The organism is Coprococcus sp. BIOML-A2 (genome assembly GCF_009875795.1).
GTDB classification, from domain to species: domain Bacteria; phylum Bacillota; class Clostridia; order Lachnospirales; family Lachnospiraceae; genus Coprococcus; species Coprococcus aceti.
In genome coordinates this window covers 161192-179690 of the sequence record NZ_WWSI01000004.1, presented here as the reverse complement: position 1 = coordinate 179690, position 18499 = coordinate 161192, and the positions used below count along the sequence as shown (strand labels likewise).

Sequence of the window (18499 nt, the reverse complement as noted above, 5' to 3'; positions counted from 1 at the left end):
ATATCCTTTCAAACATAATTGGCGTTAATACTAAAATTACTAAATTCGAATTAAAATTTACTGCATTGCGTTAAGAGCAGCAGTGATGCTGGCTGCAGGAGCAGCATCGATGATAACATAGTTGAGGTTACCATTTAAAAGATCCTGAACTGCAAGAGAACCGTTCTTGTAGCCTGTTGAAGTCATAGCAAGCTTTGTGAATCCCCAGTCTGCGTCACCCTCGCAGTAGAACTGTCCGGTAGTACCTGTCTGGAAACCAATCTTCATGTCTGAGCCTTTAGCCTGAAGGATCTTGTTGACATCATCAGCTGTCTTGCAATCATCAAACTCTGTATTGTCTGATGTAACGATAAGCTTCTGAGAAGCCTTGTAGTATGAATCTGAGAAGCTTACATACTCCTCACGATCTGGCTTTATAGTAAGACCTGCCATAGCGATATCACACTTGTGCTGACCAACTGAGAGACATACAGCATCGAAATCCATGTTCTGGATAACGAGCTCCTTGCCAAGCTTGTCTGCGAGAGCCTTAGCTATCTCCATATCGACACCATAGTAGTTCTCTCCCTTTGTATACTCAAATGGCTCGAATGCAGCATTGGTTGCAACTACAAGCTGATCCTTGTTTGCATCGAGTGTTGCTGACTCAACTGCAACAGGCTCGCCATCGCCGAAGTAGTGATTGCAGATCTCTTCAAATGTTCCGTCTTCGTTCATTGACTTGATGAAATCGTTAACCTGTGTTAAGAGCTCAGGCTGTTCCTTGTCAACACCGAAAGCATACTGCTCGTCTGTAAGGTCAATCTCGATGACCTTTGCAGTCTTCTTTGATGAAGCACTCCCTGAACCTGCCTCCGAAGAATCATCCTTGCTTCCACATGCAGTAAGAGCTGTCATAGCCAGAACTGCTGACATTGAAATTGCTAATAATTTTTTGAGTTTCATTTTTACATCTTCCTTTCATATTTTATCTGAATAAATATACCATTGTGTTTCAAAAAAAGCAATTAATATATGAAAAAACTCGTTCCAAAAGTGGGAAAAAGTGATATGCCTAATAAAAACAGGCTTTTATTCATGATTTATAAATAAACATTGTTATATGAATAGTATTTACTATATAATACATTTGTACCAATTAAAAAAATGAAACTCATATTAAATATGGAGAATACAGGGAGGTCAGATTATATGAGATACGAGATCAAAGGCGGCATGATGCCTGTGGTAGAAATCATTCTGGAGGCAGGGGAATCTATAAACTGCGAAAAAGGTGCAATGGTATGGATGTCTCCGAATATGCAGATGCAGACATCAGGTGGCGGAGTAGGCAAGATGTTCACCAGAGCCATATCCGGTGAATCGATGTTCCGAAATACATATACGGCTCAGGGGGGACCTGGACTGATAGCATTCGGTTCAAGCTTTGTGGGAAATATTATGGCGGTTGAGATAGGACCTGGCAAGGAGATCATTTGTCAGAAGTCAGCATACCTTGCATCGACACCGGGAATCAATCTGGAGATAGCTTTTCAAAAGAAGATAGCCGGTGGGTTCTTCGGAGGTGAGGGATTTATTATGCAGAGGATTACAGGTCAGGGAATAGTGTTCCTTGAAATCGATGGTTCTGTTGTGGATTACATGCTTGCACCGGGACAGCAGATGGTCATTGACACAGGTTATCTTGCAATGATGGATGCAACATGTTCCTTAAACGCAGAGACAGTAAAGGGTGGTGCCATGAATATGTTCTTTGGAGGAGAGGGATTCTTCAATACAGTGGTAACTGGTCCTGGCAAGATAACACTTCAGACCATGCCGAAGTCGCAGCTTGCCGCTGAGATAGCATCCATGATACCATCTAAATAACCAATAGAGCCATATATTTAAGCCGACCCCAAAAGAACACTGCAGCATCTTTCAATGTCGGCTAACTTGAAAATAAAAAGTTAAATATGAAATTTTGACGAAAATATAGTCGAATACAGTGATTAAACTTAGATTTTTCAACCAAAATTTGCAAAATACTGCAAACTTATGCGATTAAGGTCTAGACAACCGGAGAAATAAATTATATGATACAAGGGTTGAACGTTAGGATAGTCTATTTGATGTAGAATATTTTGACGTGCAACCTGGACATATAACTATAACATTGTTAGGTAGCAAGGGAGACTTTTATGAAAGCGTACAGTGAATTATCAAGAGAAGAGTTAATGGAACTTAGAGAGCAGCTGCTTGCGGCATATGAAGAGAAGAAGGCTCTTGGCCTGAACCTTGATATGTCAAGAGGTAAGCCATCACCAACCCAGCTTGGAGTATCTGTTGGTCTTATGGATGTTATCAACAGTGATTCTGATATGAAGTCAGAGTGTGGCATAGACTGCAGAAACTATGGGTGCCTTGATGGAATTCCAGAGGTCAAGAGACTTATGGCTGAGATGATGGGAACCACTGAGGATCATATCTTCATCGGTGGTAACGCAAGTCTCACTCTTATGTTTGACACTGTATCAAGAGCATATACACATGGAATAATGGGAGAGACACCTTGGTGCAAGCTAGATAAGGTGAAGTTCCTCTGTCCTGTTCCAGGATATGACAGACATTTTGCCATCACAGAGCATTTTGGAATAGAGATGATCAACATACCTATGTCAGAGACAGGTCCAGACATGGATATGGTTGAAGAACTTGTAAATTCAGATCCAACAGTAAAGGGCATATGGTGCGTGCCAAAGTACTCAAACCCACAGGGAATCTGTTACAGCGATGAGACAGTAAGAAGATTTGCAAATCTAAGACCAGCAGCTAAGGACTTCAGAATCTTCTGGGACAATGCATATGTCATCCATCATCTGTATGAGGACAATCAGGTAGAGATACTTGATATCATCGGAGAGTGTGAAAAGGCCGGCAATCCGGATATGGTATTTGAGTTTGCTTCAACATCAAAGGTAAGCTTCCCTGGTTCAGGAGTTTCAGCTATGGCTACATCACATGCAAATCTTGAGGATGCCAAGAAGCATTACACAATACAGACCATAGGAAACGATAAGGTAAATCAGCTCAGACATGCAAGATACTTCAAGAACCTTGACGGACTCAAGGAGCATATGAAGAAGCATGCTGATTTCATGAGACCAAAGTTTGAAACAACTCTCAAAGTTCTTGAGGAGGAGCTTGATGGACTTGGAATTGGTTCATGGATCAAGCCTCTCGGCGGATATTTCATATCATTTGACGCTATGGAAGGCTGTGCAAAGGCTATAGTTGCAAAGTGCAAGGAGGCAGGAGTTATCCTCACAGGCGCAGGAGCAACATTCCCATACCACAACGATCCAAAGGACAGCAACATCAGAATCGCACCTTCATTCCCTACACCGGAGGAGATGCAGCAGGCAACAGAGATATTTGTTCTCTGCGTAAAGCTTGTAAGTGTTCAGAAACTGCTTGAGTCATAAATGGCAATGTCGGGGCAATAATGCAGATATAGATAAAAAGATCTCATTCATATGGATGGGATCTTTTTTTGACTCTTCACATCATGACTGTTTGACTGATTCTGTGACTATTCAATCAATAACACTCAAACAGATAATAAAATGTGAACAGCGCAATCGGTTGAAACGTTCTGACTATACATAAAGTTACAAAATGTTCATAAAACAGACATTATTTTGGCAATTTTTCATCATTGATATATCACAATGATGTACTTATAATTTAGAGATGATAAGAATGAGTCTTATTAAGTTGAAATAGAAGTTTATGGTCGGGAGGGGTATGGTTGTTTAACTACTATATATACAGAACCTACTTTAATGCAAAACATAGTTTTAATGGCGACATAACGAAGATACATGGACACTCATTTACAGTTGTCACTTATATAGGTATGAAGGATAGTAAAGAGGATATTCCCTTTTTTAAGTTGGAAGCAATCATCTCGTCATTTATAGATCAGTATAGGGGACGGTATCTTAATGAACTTCCTGAGTTTGAGGGATGTGGTAATACCCTTGAGACAATAGGCGACTACTTCTACGAGAAATTGCGAAAACAGCTTATGAAAAGTGGTATGGAGTTATACCAGCTTGATATATCTGAGAATCCGCTATGTGTGTATCAGGTATCTGACAGGATGCTGCTGCCGACCATGAACATGGATACAAGCAACAGAAATTATCAGAAGATATTTGATGATATATTGAAACTTGAGAGTATGACAGGACTTAGCTGATATAGATGAAATATATACATATATAAATTGAGCAATGAAAATATACTACAGAGATGAGGCGTGATGAGTATGAAGAAAAGAGAATCGTATAAGAAACATTTGAACAGAGGCGTTATGGCTGTTTCTTTCGCTGTTATTTTTATAGTTTTTTCTATTATGGGCGGCAGAATACAGGCATTTGCGGATGATGCAGTTGCAACCCAGACAGATGCGGCAAAGAGCAATTCAAGTGGACCTGTCACAACAGGGCTTGCCATAGATGGATATTACGGTGAATGGAGTCAGTATCCATCTGCTGATATAACATATAACAGCAACAATGGCTATTCGGTTCACAAGGGACAGATTGCGATAGATGGCGACAGGCTGTATGTGCATTTTTCCATGAATGACCTGTACACATCACAGATGCAGTTCCAGTTCTGGAACATTACAGTAGATGGTAAACAGTGTGTGCTCAATGTATTACCTGTGAATTCAGATGGTTCGATCAACTGGTCGGGACAGATGTATAATCTAGGTGAGGGAATATACAGGAATTTTGGTGTGTTCGCAGGTTACTATACAGATATAGATGGCGATGTGGCATTTACGGTTTATGATGCAGCACACACTGAGACGGGAAAGGGTGATGAGATAGAGTTTTCAATATCAATGAAGAAACTGGCTGATTATCTGGGTATAAACATTGATCAGGGGGCGACTATCACAGTGTCCAACCCTAATATCGGCGCGCAGGGCGTAACTATAACCGGAACTCCGACAGGTCCGTGGGCAGGGGCAGCTATGGCGATGGCACTTGCAACAGGCGGAGTGTTTGTGTGCAGAAGAAAGAAGAGGTAAACCCTCGTATAATAAAATTACTATGTGAAAAGGAGACAGAACACAGGATGAACATACTGTTGATCGTAACGTTTATTATATGGATATATGTGCTTACGGTTCTAAAACGTGGCAAACTCGAATTCTGGTATTTCATTGCAGGCAGTGTGGGTCTCTTTATATACATGCTTATACTGGTTGAGCCGGTCATTCTTGCCCCACTGCAAAAAGCAGTATCCGCAGTGGCAGGGATGTTTGGGGATATGACTGGAATATACGAGTCTTATTTCAACAAAAATGTAATATTTATATCCACAGGGGATACAAACCTTTCAATGTATATAGACTATGAGTGCTCAGGCATCATAGAGATACTGGCATTTTTGGCGCTCCTGTGGTTTTTTCCTTTGTATCACACATATGAGAAAAGCGTGCTCAGCGTAGTGGGAGGATTTGCGATATTTGTGTCAAATGTACTCAGGATATTTGTGATCTGCCTCATAATATATATGTTTGGAGAAAGTTCATACTTCATTGCCCATACGATAATAGGGCGTCTTGTGTTCTATGCATGCACGGTTGCACTATATTTCTTTGTATTTACAAAGTCGCAGATAATAAGACAGAAGGTTGGAGGTTTTAAGTTTGACGCACATAATGCAGATATTTCATAGTTCTATTATATTCTGGGCAGCCTGGGTCATCATACCTATAGTTATGGAGATCATTCCGACCATAGGCAACTTTGTGATACTGATAAAGAAAAAGATAGTGTCACATAAGGAGAAGGCAGTAAACTTTTCACCTGAGATAACCATGATAATACCGGTGTACAATCAAGAGCACAGTCTTAGACGGTGTATCAAGTCAATTAATGATTCAAGTTACCCAAATGATAAGATATATATACTTGTCGTCAACAACATGAGTACAGACAGAAGCTTTGAAGTGTTCTGCGAGTGTCAGGAGGAGTTTCCGGAACTTACCATGAACTGGGTAAATTCAAAGCAGGGCAAGTCTAAGGCACTGAACCTTGGGCTTTTCAACAGCTTTGGCAAATATGTGATCCATATAGACAGTGACGGTGTTCTGCAGAGGGATGCCATAAGAAATATGGTCGTAAAGTTTGAGAGAAACGCTGATATTGACTGTATGACGGGTACAATCATGACAAATCCTGAGATGATAGACGAGACAAAGGGATTCGGACTTCGCCTGCTCAGAAAACTTGAGTTTTTTGAGTATGCCCAGGCTTTTCTTGCCGGAAGAAACTTTCAGTCAGAATTCAACAACATATTTACACTTTCCGGTGCTTTTTCAGCGTTCAGACGTTCCACCATCATGAGAACCAATATGTACAATACGGATACAGTGTGCGAGGACACACACGTAACATTTCAGATAAGAGATGTGCTTGGTGAAAGTGTGGTTCTCTGCAGTGAGGCGATATTTTACGTTGATCCGATAGAAGACGTGAACAGATTGTATATCCAGAGGCAGAGATGGCAGCGTGGGGAGATAGAGGTTGTCCATATGTTCATGAAGAACAGAATGAATGTGGTCAGGGGATTTTTCTCGAATTTCATAGTTAGACTTGTCATGTTTGATCATACATTTGCATTTCCGCGAATGATATGGTACTTCGCACTAATATGTCTGGGATTTGTGAATTACCCATTTAGTCTTATCATACAGTCGGTCATCATTATGTACATGCTGTATGTTTTTACCACAGCACTTCTTTATATATGTATAAGCCTGTTTTTAAAGCCCTTTAAAAAGCTTAGAAGATACTATGTGCGAAAAATTTATCTGATATTTCTGCTGCCACTTTACAATTTTGTTGTATTCTGGTTCAGGTTTGCCGGAATAATAAATTCCATGAAGTCAAAGGGCAGCTGGAAGATGCAGACTTTTTCAGATGAAAGGGATACGGCAGTGGGCGTAGTAAGGAGCGATTTTCTGCGGTTTACACACGGACTAGATAAGGTACGCAGATTTGTCAACTATCCTGAGGATGAGCTGGCAGGTGCACATGAGGAGACCAGATGATGGACAGATCTACAGATAAAAATACAGAGAAGAGAAAAGAAAATAAAAAAACGTACAGGGGAAGACTGGTGGCAGCATTTGTAGTTGTTTTGGTCACCACTTTGCTTGAGATCATATATTATGGATACCATATCATGGACAACAGGGACAATGTTGTACATTCGTTTAAGAATGAACAGGACAGCACAGCGCAGATTATTGCAGATGGGCTGGCTGGGAAATCGGAGGATGCGATGATACATTTCATAAGACATTCTGTGCCGGTATCCGGAACTACGTGGGGATTCATTCTCAAAGATGGCAGAGTGCTGTATATGAAGGATGATGATACAACAAAGAATCTGGAGAATATATCATCTAAGGCGGAATTTGAACTCTATATGGAAGATTTGGGCGGAATAGTCAGTGAGGCGTCTGTGTCTGGAACAGAGTATGTGTGTGGTGTATTTACAGACAAAGATTATGTTCTTGAGGAGTATGGAACCTCAAATATGGAATTCTACATTGTGACAGCCGTTATAGCTACGATACTGGTGTTTGGATGTATATTAATTGAATTTGCAGGGAGGATTGGACATGAGGGAAGAAAAGTTATTGCGCTGCAGTCCGATCTTACAGAGCGGAATGAAAAGTTTGATGAGTATGAAAGACTGACAGACCAGTACGAGGAAGAACTCAGAAACAGGGATTTCGATAAGACGGAGATAAAGAGGGAAGGTTACTATGATTTGGAGATAGTTGACACGCTGTTGTCGAAATCTTCGGATACTGAACTTTTTCCGATCACTTTTATGTTCATTCGCGTCAGGATGGGAGACAGGTATTTCTCACGGGATGCCATTTTCAGGATCATGGACTTTATAAAGGGTTCCATGGGAAAAAATCATGTTACAGCGGAACTTTCAAAGGGATATTTCGTGGTGATCATGTACAAGACGGATCTTGCAGCAGCTGAAAAGACTAGAGAGGAAATGCTGTCCAAATGGGAGGCGTTTTCTAAAGGAGCGGAGCTGGAGACTGTACTCAGAGAAGTTGTATCCACGGAAAATCCAAGAAATACATTTTACCATGAGAAGGACAGATTGCTGGACCTTGCGAACTGGTAAGGCGGCTGCAGATGAGAACAAATTCAAATGATGTTGAGTTCAAATGTTTTGAGAGGTGAATTATATGAGGTTCAGACAGTATAAATTCAAATTCTATCTGAATGCCAGACATGGCATATACAAAAATGGACTCATGGGAGAAATACATCCCCACACATGGGAGATTGTGATAAATGTTGTCAAGGGACGTGATGAGACTGTCAAGTTTCACCATCTTGAACACAGGGTTGAGGAGTTTTTAAGTGCATACCAGGACAAGACGTTAAACGATGTTCCGCCGTTTGATATGATCAATCCGACACTTGAGAATATATGTGAGTATTTCAAGGAAGAACTAACGAAGATATTGAACAGAAACGGTTGGATATTTCTCATGATGGAGATCAGCGAGTCCCCATCGATGTCGTATGTGGTAAGTCTTATCGACGATAGTTACACGGAGGAGATGCAGACGATAAACTCCATAACTGACAGGATACTCAAAGATATAAAGGAAAATGACGAGACCAAATGACAGAAAAGGATAAACTCAGCAGGAGAAAACTTAATATTTATTTCGCTCTTGGTGTGGTTGTCCTTGCCGCACTGGCAGCGGTTGGAGTCATACACTTTAAGAACGTAGTGACTGAACCATCGGGAAATGATGTATGGGGGCATATGTACAAGTCGGAGTATCTCTATAAGGCACTGAAACGTGGACAGATATATCCTCTGTATGACGAGACATGGTATAACGGAATCCAGTTATACAGGTACTGGCCGCCTCTTTCATATTATATAACAGCACTTCTCATGTGTTTCACGGGGGGAAATGTGATAAATGCATATTACCTCTTGTTCGGCGTGTATATATTCTTCGGCGGACTGGCATTTCTGCTCATCGGCAGAAGAATCGGAAGGCCTGTATTTGGAACAGCACTTGCTGTGCTGTGGTTCTTCATGCCTGAAAATGCGAGAATGTACATTGATGAGGGCAATATGCCGAGAATGGTCGTGTCCTTCCTTCTCCCATATCTCATATATTTTATCTGGGTGTATCTCAGGGAAGAGAAGAGATGGGCACTTGCCGGGATTCTCATATTTACAATGCTCATAACCGTTACCCATATCATGATGATAGCTATGATCGGAATAGGAACTTTCTTGTTTTTGTTGTTCGATCATCACAGGAAAATGGGTATAAGACGTCAGGTGATCATCCTGCTCACGATGATATGTGGCATACTCATCATGGGAGTGTGGCTTGTGCCATCACTTTCGGGCGGAATATCATCCATGGATTCCGAGGCAGCATCAGATGTAATGACGATGTGGATGTCTGATCTTTCTTCATCGCTCAATCCGTTAAACCGTATAAATGGAGATATCGGCGCATTTTATTTTGGAATATCCGTTGTCCTGCTCTCCATAGCGGGAATTTTGCTTGCAGATAACAAGAAAAAATCAGGATTTATCCTGGCTCTTGTAATCCTTGTGCTCACGACACCGGATGTTCTGCCGATACTTCGAAAGATGCCGATGAGTCAGGCACTCTGGATGACGCGATTTACAGTTATAGCATATGGATTTTTCTTCCTGTCGCTCATAGAGTGGGAGCGGCTCAGAAAGCCATTTGTGATTGCCTCGGTGATTATACTTGTGGTGGATGCGATACCGTCATTCACATTTGAGAGGTACAGCGTTCCGGCAAATGATGACGGTGTGGCTGTGGCGGGCCTTTTGAGGGATAACACAAGTCAGAGGGCATCGCTCATGGATCTTTCAAGTCTCGGTTCCTATCCATCGTACGGAGTGTGTACAGATGGGGGGGCGTCATATACATTTGGATGGGCATGGCAGGGGGCTGCGACCGCTGACAACATAATGCTGCTCAACCAGGCACTTGAGAATGAACAGTATGATTATCTGTTTGACAGATCGGTCGAGCTTGGAGACGATACAGTTGCAATTGACAGAAAGTATATAGGTGCAAAGGGAAAGACTCTCGATGATGTCACTGCAAGCGCAAAGAAGAGTGGCTACACGTTGACATATGAGTCGGATAAGGTGTGCCTGTTTAAGCTTGATGGTCCGGAGGAGTTCGGTGTTGTCACGCAGTATGATGGCATTGTCATAGGTGACTATGCGGATGGGATAACCCTTGCATTTCCTTCTTTTAAGGCAGGAATGTCCTCAAATATAGAGGATTATTCTACGGACGAACTGAAAAGCTACCATACTGTAATTTTGACCGGATTCTCATATGACACCAGACAGAAGGCTGAGGAGATGGTGAGATCTCTTGCGGATTCTGGTGTAAATGTTGTCATAGACATGACACATGTCCCAGCGGACAGCGCAACGAGGCAGCATGTATTTCTTGGAGTTACGGATATGTCTGTATCATTAAAGTCCAGCTATCCGATTTTTAGCTATGACGGTGAGCAGATATCTACTACAGGATTTCCTGATGATATGTCAGAGTGGAATACCGGATATATAACCGGAGCCATGAACGTGACAGGTACATTCGCTTATGAGATGGAACAGCTTGCATTTGCAGCCACGGACGAGAACAGTCAGAATATCAAATATGTGGGACTGAATCTTTTGTACTATTATAGTGTGACAGGGGACAGCGGTGCAGAGAAGATAGTTGAGGATATTCTTGGCGTGAGCCCGGAGGATCTTCCTGAGAGAACGCTGATTCCTATAAGTAGTGAGATAACGGACGGTGGAATGGTGATAACAGTAAATGATGCTCCGGCAGATATTGCTGATGGAGCCGTGATAAATACTACTCTTGCATATCAGGATATTTTCGTATCTGATTCGGAGATAATGGATGAAAATAATATGCTGTGTGTTGGAACAGGAGTGACAAACATAAAGTTTAAATATCCATTATTTTGGCCAGGAGTGTTGGTGAGTATAGTAGGATTTTGTGGAATGAGTGCAATATGGATACTAGCGTGTAAAGATTACGGAAAGAAAAAAGATTGACAATTTACAAATAATAGTTGTTATATAATAGCTATGTATATAACACGGGGGAAGAAAGATATGTCAGCAAACAGCAGGAACAGAACTGAATATGAGATAAGCAAAGCCAGGAGGAGATTCGCTATCATCTTCCTGGCTGCTGTTGTTGCCACAGCAGGTATGATATCTTTTATCATAACAAAACAGGCAGTTGATAATATGAGAAGCAAGATAGTGAATCTTATATCGTCTAACAACCAACAGCTTGGATACAACGTCGACAATTATCTTGTCGGTATAGAAGATACAGTGGCTCTTTTTTTCTCCGATGATCAGCTGTGTGAGTATGATGCCACAGATGATAGTCTGGATGAATTTACCAGAATACAGCAGGAAGCGGCGATTCAGAATAGGATAAGTGACCTTGGTGTGTTTGACAACTTTACAGATTTTGGTGTCGTATATTCCAATGACAAGAGCGTGGGATGGATTTCCAACACAACACTTCAGGCTTTTCCGGATGGAGGAATATATACATATTTTACTGGACATATAAATGACGAGAAGACAATGTCCGGTTGGTTTTTTGATTATTTAAACAGTCCAGACAGGCTTTTCTACGTCAAGAAACTTAATGAAAATGCTGTGATCGTAACTTCTTTCTATAGCAGGGAACTAAGTTCAGTGGTGAATTTAAGTCATGAACTCAAGGATATGAGGGTGTGTCTTGTAAATGATTCCGAGGAAGTTGCGTATTCAAATAATGCAAAATGCGTTGGAGAAAAAATTGAAGTGAACCTTCCAAAGGAAAATGACGACTTCGAATATCAGACAAATTCGGATGGATATGTTATATCCGTAGCACAATGTTCAAATGGCTGGAGAGTAGTGTCTTACATAGGTGAATCTGAGATATTCAAAGAAGTAGGGAGATTGAAATTGTATTCATTTGTAGCAACTCTTGTGCTGGCTTTATTGGTTGTTGTGACAGGAAGCATTGTATTGAAAAGAATATATACACCTGTTTCCGGAGCTATTGAGGAATTAAAGCAAAAGGCTGAATATGACCAGCTTACAGGACTTATGAATAAAGCTTCGTTTGGAGAAGTTGTTGGATCCTGTCTTGAGGAAAAGTCAGAAACAGTCACACATGTGTTTATAATGATAGATATGGACAATTTTAAAAAGGTAAATGATACTTTGGGTCATGGAGAAGGGGATGTGGTTCTGTCTAAAACTGCTGAACTCTTCACAAAAATGCTTGGAGCAGATTCCGTGATCGGACGGGTAGGTGGTGATGAGTTTGCAGTGTACAGGAAGTTTACTGGATGGACTTTGGAAAGTGTTAGAAAGAAAATGGAATTTGAGCTGAGACTGTTGGCTGAAGATTTTACCAGAACGATTTCGAAACAATATACTGAATGTAATCTTTCGTTATCAGCAGGTGTTTACATAGTAGATGGAGAGAACTCATCTGATTATGAAAGCATGATGAAGAAGGCTGATACCGCTTTGTATAAATCAAAGAGAAACGGAAAAAGTCAGTATAGCTGGTTCGTTGAAAATCAGGATTGATCAGAGGTGAAACAGATGAAACATATAATTAAAAATCACAAAAGAGGATTATCGGTTTTGATGATGCTTTTTTTGCTTTTTGTAATTAGTGGTTGCGGAGAGCAAAAAACAGATATGGCTGTCGGGGATACGATAACTATAGAATATTCCTGGTGGGGCGATGATAGTAGAAACCAGTACACACTGGATGCTGTTGATATATTTGAAAAAGAAAATCCAGAAATAAACGTCAAATGCAAATATGGTGTGTGGAATGGATACGAGAAAAGACAGCATATATATATGAAATCACAGGAGACTCCGGATGTTATGCTCATAAATTATGGCTGGCTTGATACATATTCTTCTGACGGATCTGGCTTTTATGATCTTAATACGCTTTCGGATTATATTGATTTTGAAAACTATACTGAAGAAGAGCTTGCCTTTGGAACAAAAAATGGAAAATTAAATGCTGTTCCTATCGCGTTCAATACGGAGACTTTTTATTATAATGAGACTCTTTGGAACTCATATGGACTTAGTATTCCCAGAACATGGGATGACTTGTTTGATGCAGCCAGAATCATGAGCAAAGATGGGGTATATCCTCTGGGCATGACAAAAAAATCATTATTTTTTATGCTGCTTTCACATTATATACAGACAACCGGAAATGATCCGGTCAAATCTGATGGCACATTGAATCTGAATAAGGAACAGATAGGTGACATGTTGGATTTTTATAAGGAACTACTTGATAAAAAAGTCTTAATGTCTGTAGATTCATTTAACAGGAATGCTTTTGCCAGCGGTGAGGTTGGCGGCACTCTTGCGTGGGTAAGTGATGCAGGAGGATATTGTGATCCTTTGAAGGAAAATGGATATGATGTAAAAATAGGAGAATACATATGTGAGCCGGGGGCAAAATCTTTAGGCTGGTTTGTTAAACCTGCAACAATGTATGCGATAAGTAATAATACTGAACACCCAGAAGCGGCCGCAAAGCTGTTGAATTATCTGTTGAACGGTGAGGAAATGACTTTAAGACAGGGAACAGAAAAGGGTGTTCCGATCAGCAGTTCGGCACTTGCTGTTCTTGATGAGCATGATATGCTGACTGGATTTGAGGTACAGGCAGATGCTATGAGAAAAGAAAACAGCGACAAATTGTCGATTATGGCACCGATATTGGAATCTGAGGATGTGTATGGATCATTTAAATCAGATTCTGACTATTATCTGTACGATAAGTTGAGTCGTGATGAGACTATAGACAGAATTTATAGCGATATGTATAATAAATAAAATAGTTGACAAAATGATCGATTTGTTTTAACATAACGGTGTTATTAAACGTAACACTGTTATGTTATTTTATATTATAATTAAATGGGTGAGGATTATGGCAAAGAAAATACAACATGACAGCGAGACGAGGAAAGAACTTCTAAAGTGTGCCAAGGAAGAGTTCGTGGATAAGGGATTTATGGGTGCGTCACTTAGAAATATATGTCAGAAGGCAGGAGTTACAACCGGAGCTTTATATTTCTTTTTTAAGGATAAGGACGATCTGTTCTGCAATGTTGTGGGACACATGATGGACAGACTCAACGCTGTGTTGACCGAGCATTTTTCCGTTGAGGTGGACGAGATGAACAATGGCATGGCATCAGACCACAATGAGGACAGTGATTTTGAGTCGGCCAGGAACATAGTGCATGAGATTTATATGCATAGAGAAGAAGTGCTTCTTGTTCTTACGAAGTCACAGGGATCCAGCATGGAGAGCATGCCAGACAATATAGTGGATCAGATGGATGCACACAATGCATTTATATGTGAGGCGATGTGCAGGGCTTATGGAACACCGATGGTTGACAGGAATGTGGTACATTGGATGTCTCATTCACAGATTGATATGTTTATATTCATGGTGACACATATTGACAATGAGAAGGATGCCTTGAAGTTCGTTGAGACAGGTATGAAATATCTGATCTCAGGCTGGTATGGCCTGGTTAAGCCGTGGCAGGATCCAGAATAAGATTTGACCGGAATAGAAAATTGAAAACAGTAAAATGAAAAATGTGGTACAGGGGAATCAAATTCCCATTATGTCTTATTACAGGTCTTCCGAATTACAGGGAAGACCTAAAAAAAGGCTTAAACCATAACAGCGTTATGTATGCAAATGAACATTTGAATAGCTACTAAAGTGTAATGGATTGCTATAAAAAATAAAGTAAATGAAAATTAGAACAACGAGGATATCATAAAGGAGGAAAAATTATGTATTTGGAAGTGTCAGGAGTAAAGAAGAGCTATGGAGAGGGTGGAAGCTATGTGCAGGTGCTTAAAGGTATAAACACAGGTGTTGAAAAAGGACAGATGTGTGTTATACAGGGAACGTCAGGTTCAGGTAAGTCAACACTTCTGAACTGTATAGGTGGTCTTGACACCATGGATTCAGGTTCGATAAAGGTTGACGGCACAGAGATATTTGGCATGACAAGCGACCAGCTTTCAGATTACAGACGAGATAATCTGGGATTCATATTTCAGTTCTACAATCTAGTTCCAAACCTCACGGTGAGAGAGAACATACAGGTATGTGAGTATCTGACTGATGATCCGCTTCCTATGGATGACCTGATCGAGACACTGGGACTTACGGAGCATCAGAACAAGTTCCCTTCACAGCTCTCAGGTGGACAGCAGCAGAGATGTGCTATAGCGAGAGCTCTGGTGAAAAATCCAAAACTCCTTCTCTGTGATGAACCGACAGGAGCTCTTGACTCCAAGACTTCAAGAGATATACTTGTTCTTCTCGAGGAAATAAATGCGAAGTATGGAACGACCATGCTGATAGTAACACATAACAATTCCATCAAGAACATGGTGCACAAGGTTATCTTCATAAAAGATGGCCTTATAAGCAAGGAGTATGAGAACGAAGTGAGAGTTCCTGCGTCAGAATTGGAGGATTTGTAATATGCAGAAGGTTTTGAGAAAAAGGGTTCTGAGGGATCTGAAGGAGAATCTGTTCAGATACATAGCACTTGCATTTCTTATCATCATGGGTATGTATGTCATTGTCTCGCTGATAGGAGCCGGATATACGATCATTGACAATGGCGAGACACATGACGAGGCAAATAAGATAGAGGATGGTCAGTTTTCCGTATTCGTTCCACTGAGCGATGAAGAGATATCCCGGCTTGAGGATGCTGGCGCAGAGGTTGAGGGGATGTTCTACGAGGATTACGATGTCATGGATGGCAAGACTATCAGGGTATTTGCCAACAGGGAGAACATAGATCTTGTGGAATGTGATGAGGGAAATCTTGCGGAGGCTGATGATGAGATAGTTGTTGAGAAGAGATTCAGTCAGGTAAATGATATTTCTGTCGGAGATATAATACAGATAGCAGGAAATGAATTCAAGGTGACAGGAATAGGGACATCACCTGATTATAATGCTCTTTTCAAGGAGATGTCAGATACAGTTGTCGACAGCAAGGTGTTTGGAACAGTATTCGTTACAGAGGGTGCATATGATAAACTTCATGCAACAGGCGAGAGTGTTAAGACAGAGACATATCTTTATGCGTTCAGACTTAAGGGCAAGACCACATGTGATGATGTGAAGGACGCTCTTGAAGACATTAAGGTTGACACAGACAGAATAGATGATGAGTATTTTCAGGAATACTGGGATAGAACTGGCGCAGCCATAAACGATTTCAAGGATGGCATAAAGGATCTTAAGTCAGGCGCAAATGAACTTGCAGATGGACTTGGAGAACTCACTGATAACAACAGGAAGCTCAACAATGCGGCACAGGAGCTGTTTGACGCATACCTTGAACAGGTGTCATCATCTCTCTCAGCGTATGGTTTGGATACAGAGCTCACAGAGGATAATTACAATGACGAGATGACTAAGATTGCCGACAGTCAGGGTGGAATCGTGGCTATGAGTGTCAAGAGTGCCATGAGCGATATTGACAGCATAAAGGTATTCAAGGACGGCATAAAAGAATACACAGATGGAGCTATGGATGCAAAGGATGGCTCTGATGAGCTTGCAGATGGAATGGCAGAACTCAAGAAGGAGATGGATTCATTCCTCAAGGATTACGACACAGATCTTGCAAATATTACATCATTTGTGACAAGTGATGATAATCCGAGAACAGGTGGAGCCGCTGATGACCAGCAGATCAATGTACAGGCGGGATATTTCTTCGGTGTGCTGCTCATGCTTCTGTTCACATATGTCATATCGGTATTTGTTGTACATGGAATAGAGAAGGAGAGCAGCGTCATAGGCGCGCTCTATGCCCTTGGTGTCAAGAGAAGAGATCTCATGATGCACTACCTTACACTTCCGGTCATAGTCACAACAGTTGCAGGCATAATCGGTTTCCTGATCGGGATAAGTAATGTGGGAATCCCTGTGCAGATGGCAGATGCATATGCGTATTATTCGATCCCTGATATGGATGTAAAGATTCCGCCGATTCTTGTAGTGTACGGTATCGTGATGCCGCCACTGGCAGCGATAGTTGTAAACTATTTTGTTATAAGAAAGAAGCTCTCACAGACGGCTCTTTCACTCATAAAAAATGAGGTCAAGCAGCCGAAGGGCAGCAATGTCGATCTAGGAGACATGGGATTTGTCGGAAGATTCAGAGTCAGGCAGATGCTCAGAGAGATGAGAACAGGATTGACCGTTGTGATCGGAATGTTCATAGCCCTCATATGCCTGATGTTAAGTCTTAACACTGCAACTTTCTGTTCAAAGGTCAAGAAGCAGAATGTGGAGGATACCCATTATGAATATATGTATATATACAAATATCCTACAGAGAATCCTCCAGAGGGCGGTGAGGCAGCGTATGCAAAGACTCTGAAGAAAGAGATATACGGTTACAACTGGGATGTGACAGTTCTTGGACTTTCAAAGAATACTAAGTATTTTGATGTTGACCTTAAGGATGGCAAGAACAGAGTTGCCATATCATCATCATTTGCTGAGAAATATGGTTATGGTGTGGGTGACGAAATCGTGCTCCACGACGAGGAGAATGATATAGATTATGGCTTTACAGTGGACAGTGTGACACAGTATACTCCGGCATTTTATGTTTTCATGACTATAGATGATGCAAGGGAACTGTTCGGAGCTGGAAGTAATGAGTACAATGTAGTGTTTGCAGACAAGGACCTGGGGGTTGATCCTGCAAGACTTTACGCAACCACAACAAAGGCCGATATAGAGTCGGCTGCCGGAATATTTGCAGATCAGATGAGAAGTATGGTTGTTATGATAGTTATTATCTCGACACTTATATTCGTAGTGGTAATGTATTTGATGATGAAGGTCATGATTGACAGATCAGCATTCTCAATTTCATTGATAAAGGTGTTTGGTTTCAGGACGAAGGAGATCAGAAAGCTATATCTTGATGGCAATTTCTTCATAATCGCAATCGGAGCAGCAATATGCCTGCCACTTGCAAAGCTCATAATGAGTGCAGTGTATCCTTCTCTGGTGTCAAATGTAAACTGCGGTGTCAAGCTGACATTTGCCCCGTGGCTCTGGGCTGCGCTTTACGGCGGAATACTTGTCCTGTATTTTATAATCAACAGAGTTCTGGTCGGCAGATTGAACAAGATCGTGCCGGCTGAGGTGCTGAAGAACAGAGAGTAAGAAAAAAATAGATTATGGCAAAAATGTAAAAGCGTAGGTGAA

The 18499-nt window shown here is 41.1% G+C and carries 15 protein-coding genes; 14 read left to right on the top strand and 1 reads right to left on the bottom strand.

The window, feature by feature from the left end:
- Positions 1-57: 57 nt before the first annotated feature.
- Positions 58-945, bottom strand: coding sequence for a transporter substrate-binding domain-containing protein (locus GT575_RS10360; protein ID WP_055144298.1), 888 nt, complete (start codon positions 943-945; stop codon positions 58-60).
- A gap of 246 nt (positions 946-1191) precedes the next feature.
- Between GT575_RS10360 and GT575_RS10355 the strand changes: the two genes are divergently transcribed.
- The 14 genes from GT575_RS10355 to GT575_RS10290 all read left to right on the top strand — a co-directional run bounded on the left by GT575_RS10355 (position 1192) and on the right by GT575_RS10290 (position 18457).
- On the top strand, positions 1192-1869 hold the full coding sequence (locus GT575_RS10355; RefSeq protein WP_022216357.1) for a TIGR00266 family protein: 678 nt from the start codon (positions 1192-1194) through the stop codon (positions 1867-1869).
- Between the two features lie 311 nt (positions 1870-2180).
- Positions 2181-3464 carry an aminotransferase class I/II-fold pyridoxal phosphate-dependent enzyme gene (locus GT575_RS10350; RefSeq protein WP_055144300.1) on the top strand — a complete coding sequence of 428 codons (1284 nt, stop codon included), beginning with the start codon at positions 2181-2183 and terminating at the stop codon, positions 3462-3464.
- A gap of 326 nt (positions 3465-3790) precedes the next feature.
- Entirely contained in the window at positions 3791-4243 is a 453-nt protein-coding gene (locus tag GT575_RS10345; protein WP_022216358.1) for a 6-carboxytetrahydropterin synthase, read from the top strand.
- Between the two features lie 69 nt (positions 4244-4312).
- Complete coding sequence (locus GT575_RS10340; RefSeq protein ID WP_015535029.1) at positions 4313-5086, top strand: Firmicu-CTERM sorting domain-containing protein; 774 nt, start codon at positions 4313-4315, stop codon at positions 5084-5086.
- 47 nt (positions 5087-5133) lie between these two features.
- The gene (gene xrtG / locus GT575_RS10335; RefSeq protein WP_015535028.1) at positions 5134-5739 is read left to right on the top strand and encodes an exosortase family protein XrtG; all 606 of its coding nucleotides are present in this window, start codon (positions 5134-5136) and stop codon (positions 5737-5739) included.
- Positions 5711-7117, top strand: coding sequence for a TIGR03111 family XrtG-associated glycosyltransferase (locus tag GT575_RS10330; protein WP_330577054.1), 1407 nt, complete (start codon positions 5711-5713; stop codon positions 7115-7117). The genes xrtG and GT575_RS10330 overlap by 29 nt, the downstream gene beginning before the upstream one ends.
- A complete protein-coding gene (locus GT575_RS10325; RefSeq protein ID WP_022216360.1) occupies positions 7114-8223 on the top strand; it encodes a hypothetical protein in 1110 nt (369 codons plus the stop codon). The genes GT575_RS10330 and GT575_RS10325 overlap by 4 nt, the downstream gene beginning before the upstream one ends.
- Positions 8224-8287: 64 nt before the next feature.
- A complete protein-coding gene (locus tag GT575_RS10320) occupies positions 8288-8737 on the top strand; it encodes a 6-carboxytetrahydropterin synthase (RefSeq protein ID WP_022216361.1) in 450 nt (149 codons plus the stop codon).
- Positions 8734-11205 (top strand): 6-pyruvoyl-tetrahydropterin synthase-related protein, encoded by a 2472-nt coding sequence (locus GT575_RS10315; RefSeq protein WP_022216362.1) that lies wholly within the window; start codon positions 8734-8736, stop codon positions 11203-11205. Before GT575_RS10320 ends, GT575_RS10315 begins: the two co-directional genes overlap by 4 nt.
- Before the next feature lie 60 nt (positions 11206-11265).
- Positions 11266-12759 carry a GGDEF domain-containing protein gene (locus GT575_RS10310; RefSeq protein WP_022216363.1) on the top strand — a complete coding sequence of 498 codons (1494 nt, stop codon included), beginning with the start codon at positions 11266-11268 and terminating at the stop codon, positions 12757-12759.
- Positions 12760-12774: 15 nt separating this feature from the next.
- Positions 12775-14046: an ABC transporter substrate-binding protein gene (locus GT575_RS10305; protein ID WP_161171948.1), complete on the top strand. Its 1272-nt coding sequence runs from the start codon at positions 12775-12777 to the stop codon at positions 14044-14046.
- Positions 14047-14143: 97 nt separating this feature from the next.
- Positions 14144-14785 (top strand): TetR/AcrR family transcriptional regulator, encoded by a 642-nt coding sequence (locus tag GT575_RS10300; protein WP_161171947.1) that lies wholly within the window; start codon positions 14144-14146, stop codon positions 14783-14785.
- A 245-nt stretch (positions 14786-15030) separates the two neighbouring features.
- Positions 15031-15732: an ABC transporter ATP-binding protein gene (locus tag GT575_RS10295; RefSeq protein ID WP_022216366.1), complete on the top strand. Its 702-nt coding sequence runs from the start codon at positions 15031-15033 to the stop codon at positions 15730-15732.
- A gap of 1 nt (position 15733) precedes the next feature.
- On the top strand, positions 15734-18457 hold the full coding sequence (locus tag GT575_RS10290; RefSeq protein WP_161171946.1) for an FtsX-like permease family protein: 2724 nt from the start codon (positions 15734-15736) through the stop codon (positions 18455-18457).
- The last annotated feature ends 42 nt before the right edge of the window (positions 18458-18499 follow it).

Excerpts from the sequence above, each read along its gene's own strand:
- GT575_RS10290 (WP_161171946.1), top strand. The coding sequence starts at position 15,734 with ATGCAGAAGGTTTTGAGAAAAAGGGTTCTGAGGGATCTGAAGGAGAAT.
- GT575_RS10310 (WP_022216363.1), top strand. The coding sequence starts at position 11,266 with ATGTCAGCAAACAGCAGGAACAGAACTGAATATGAGATAAGCAAAGCC.
- GT575_RS10305 (WP_161171948.1), top strand. The coding sequence starts at position 12,775 with ATGAAACATATAATTAAAAATCACAAAAGAGGATTATCGGTTTTGATG.
- GT575_RS10325 (WP_022216360.1), top strand. The coding sequence starts at position 7,114 with ATGATGGACAGATCTACAGATAAAAATACAGAGAAGAGAAAAGAAAAT.
- GT575_RS10300 (WP_161171947.1), top strand. The coding sequence starts at position 14,144 with ATGGCAAAGAAAATACAACATGACAGCGAGACGAGGAAAGAACTTCTA.
- GT575_RS10295 (WP_022216366.1), top strand. The coding sequence starts at position 15,031 with ATGTATTTGGAAGTGTCAGGAGTAAAGAAGAGCTATGGAGAGGGTGGA.
- GT575_RS10355 (WP_022216357.1), top strand. The coding sequence starts at position 1,192 with ATGAGATACGAGATCAAAGGCGGCATGATGCCTGTGGTAGAAATCATT.
- GT575_RS10360 (WP_055144298.1), bottom strand. The coding sequence starts at position 945 with ATGAAACTCAAAAAATTATTAGCAATTTCAATGTCAGCAGTTCTGGCT.
- GT575_RS10320 (WP_022216361.1), top strand. The coding sequence starts at position 8,288 with ATGAGGTTCAGACAGTATAAATTCAAATTCTATCTGAATGCCAGACAT.
- GT575_RS10315 (WP_022216362.1), top strand. The coding sequence starts at position 8,734 with ATGACAGAAAAGGATAAACTCAGCAGGAGAAAACTTAATATTTATTTC.
- GT575_RS10350 (WP_055144300.1), top strand. The coding sequence starts at position 2,181 with ATGAAAGCGTACAGTGAATTATCAAGAGAAGAGTTAATGGAACTTAGA.
- GT575_RS10340 (WP_015535029.1), top strand. The coding sequence starts at position 4,313 with ATGAAGAAAAGAGAATCGTATAAGAAACATTTGAACAGAGGCGTTATG.
- xrtG (WP_015535028.1), top strand. The coding sequence starts at position 5,134 with ATGAACATACTGTTGATCGTAACGTTTATTATATGGATATATGTGCTT.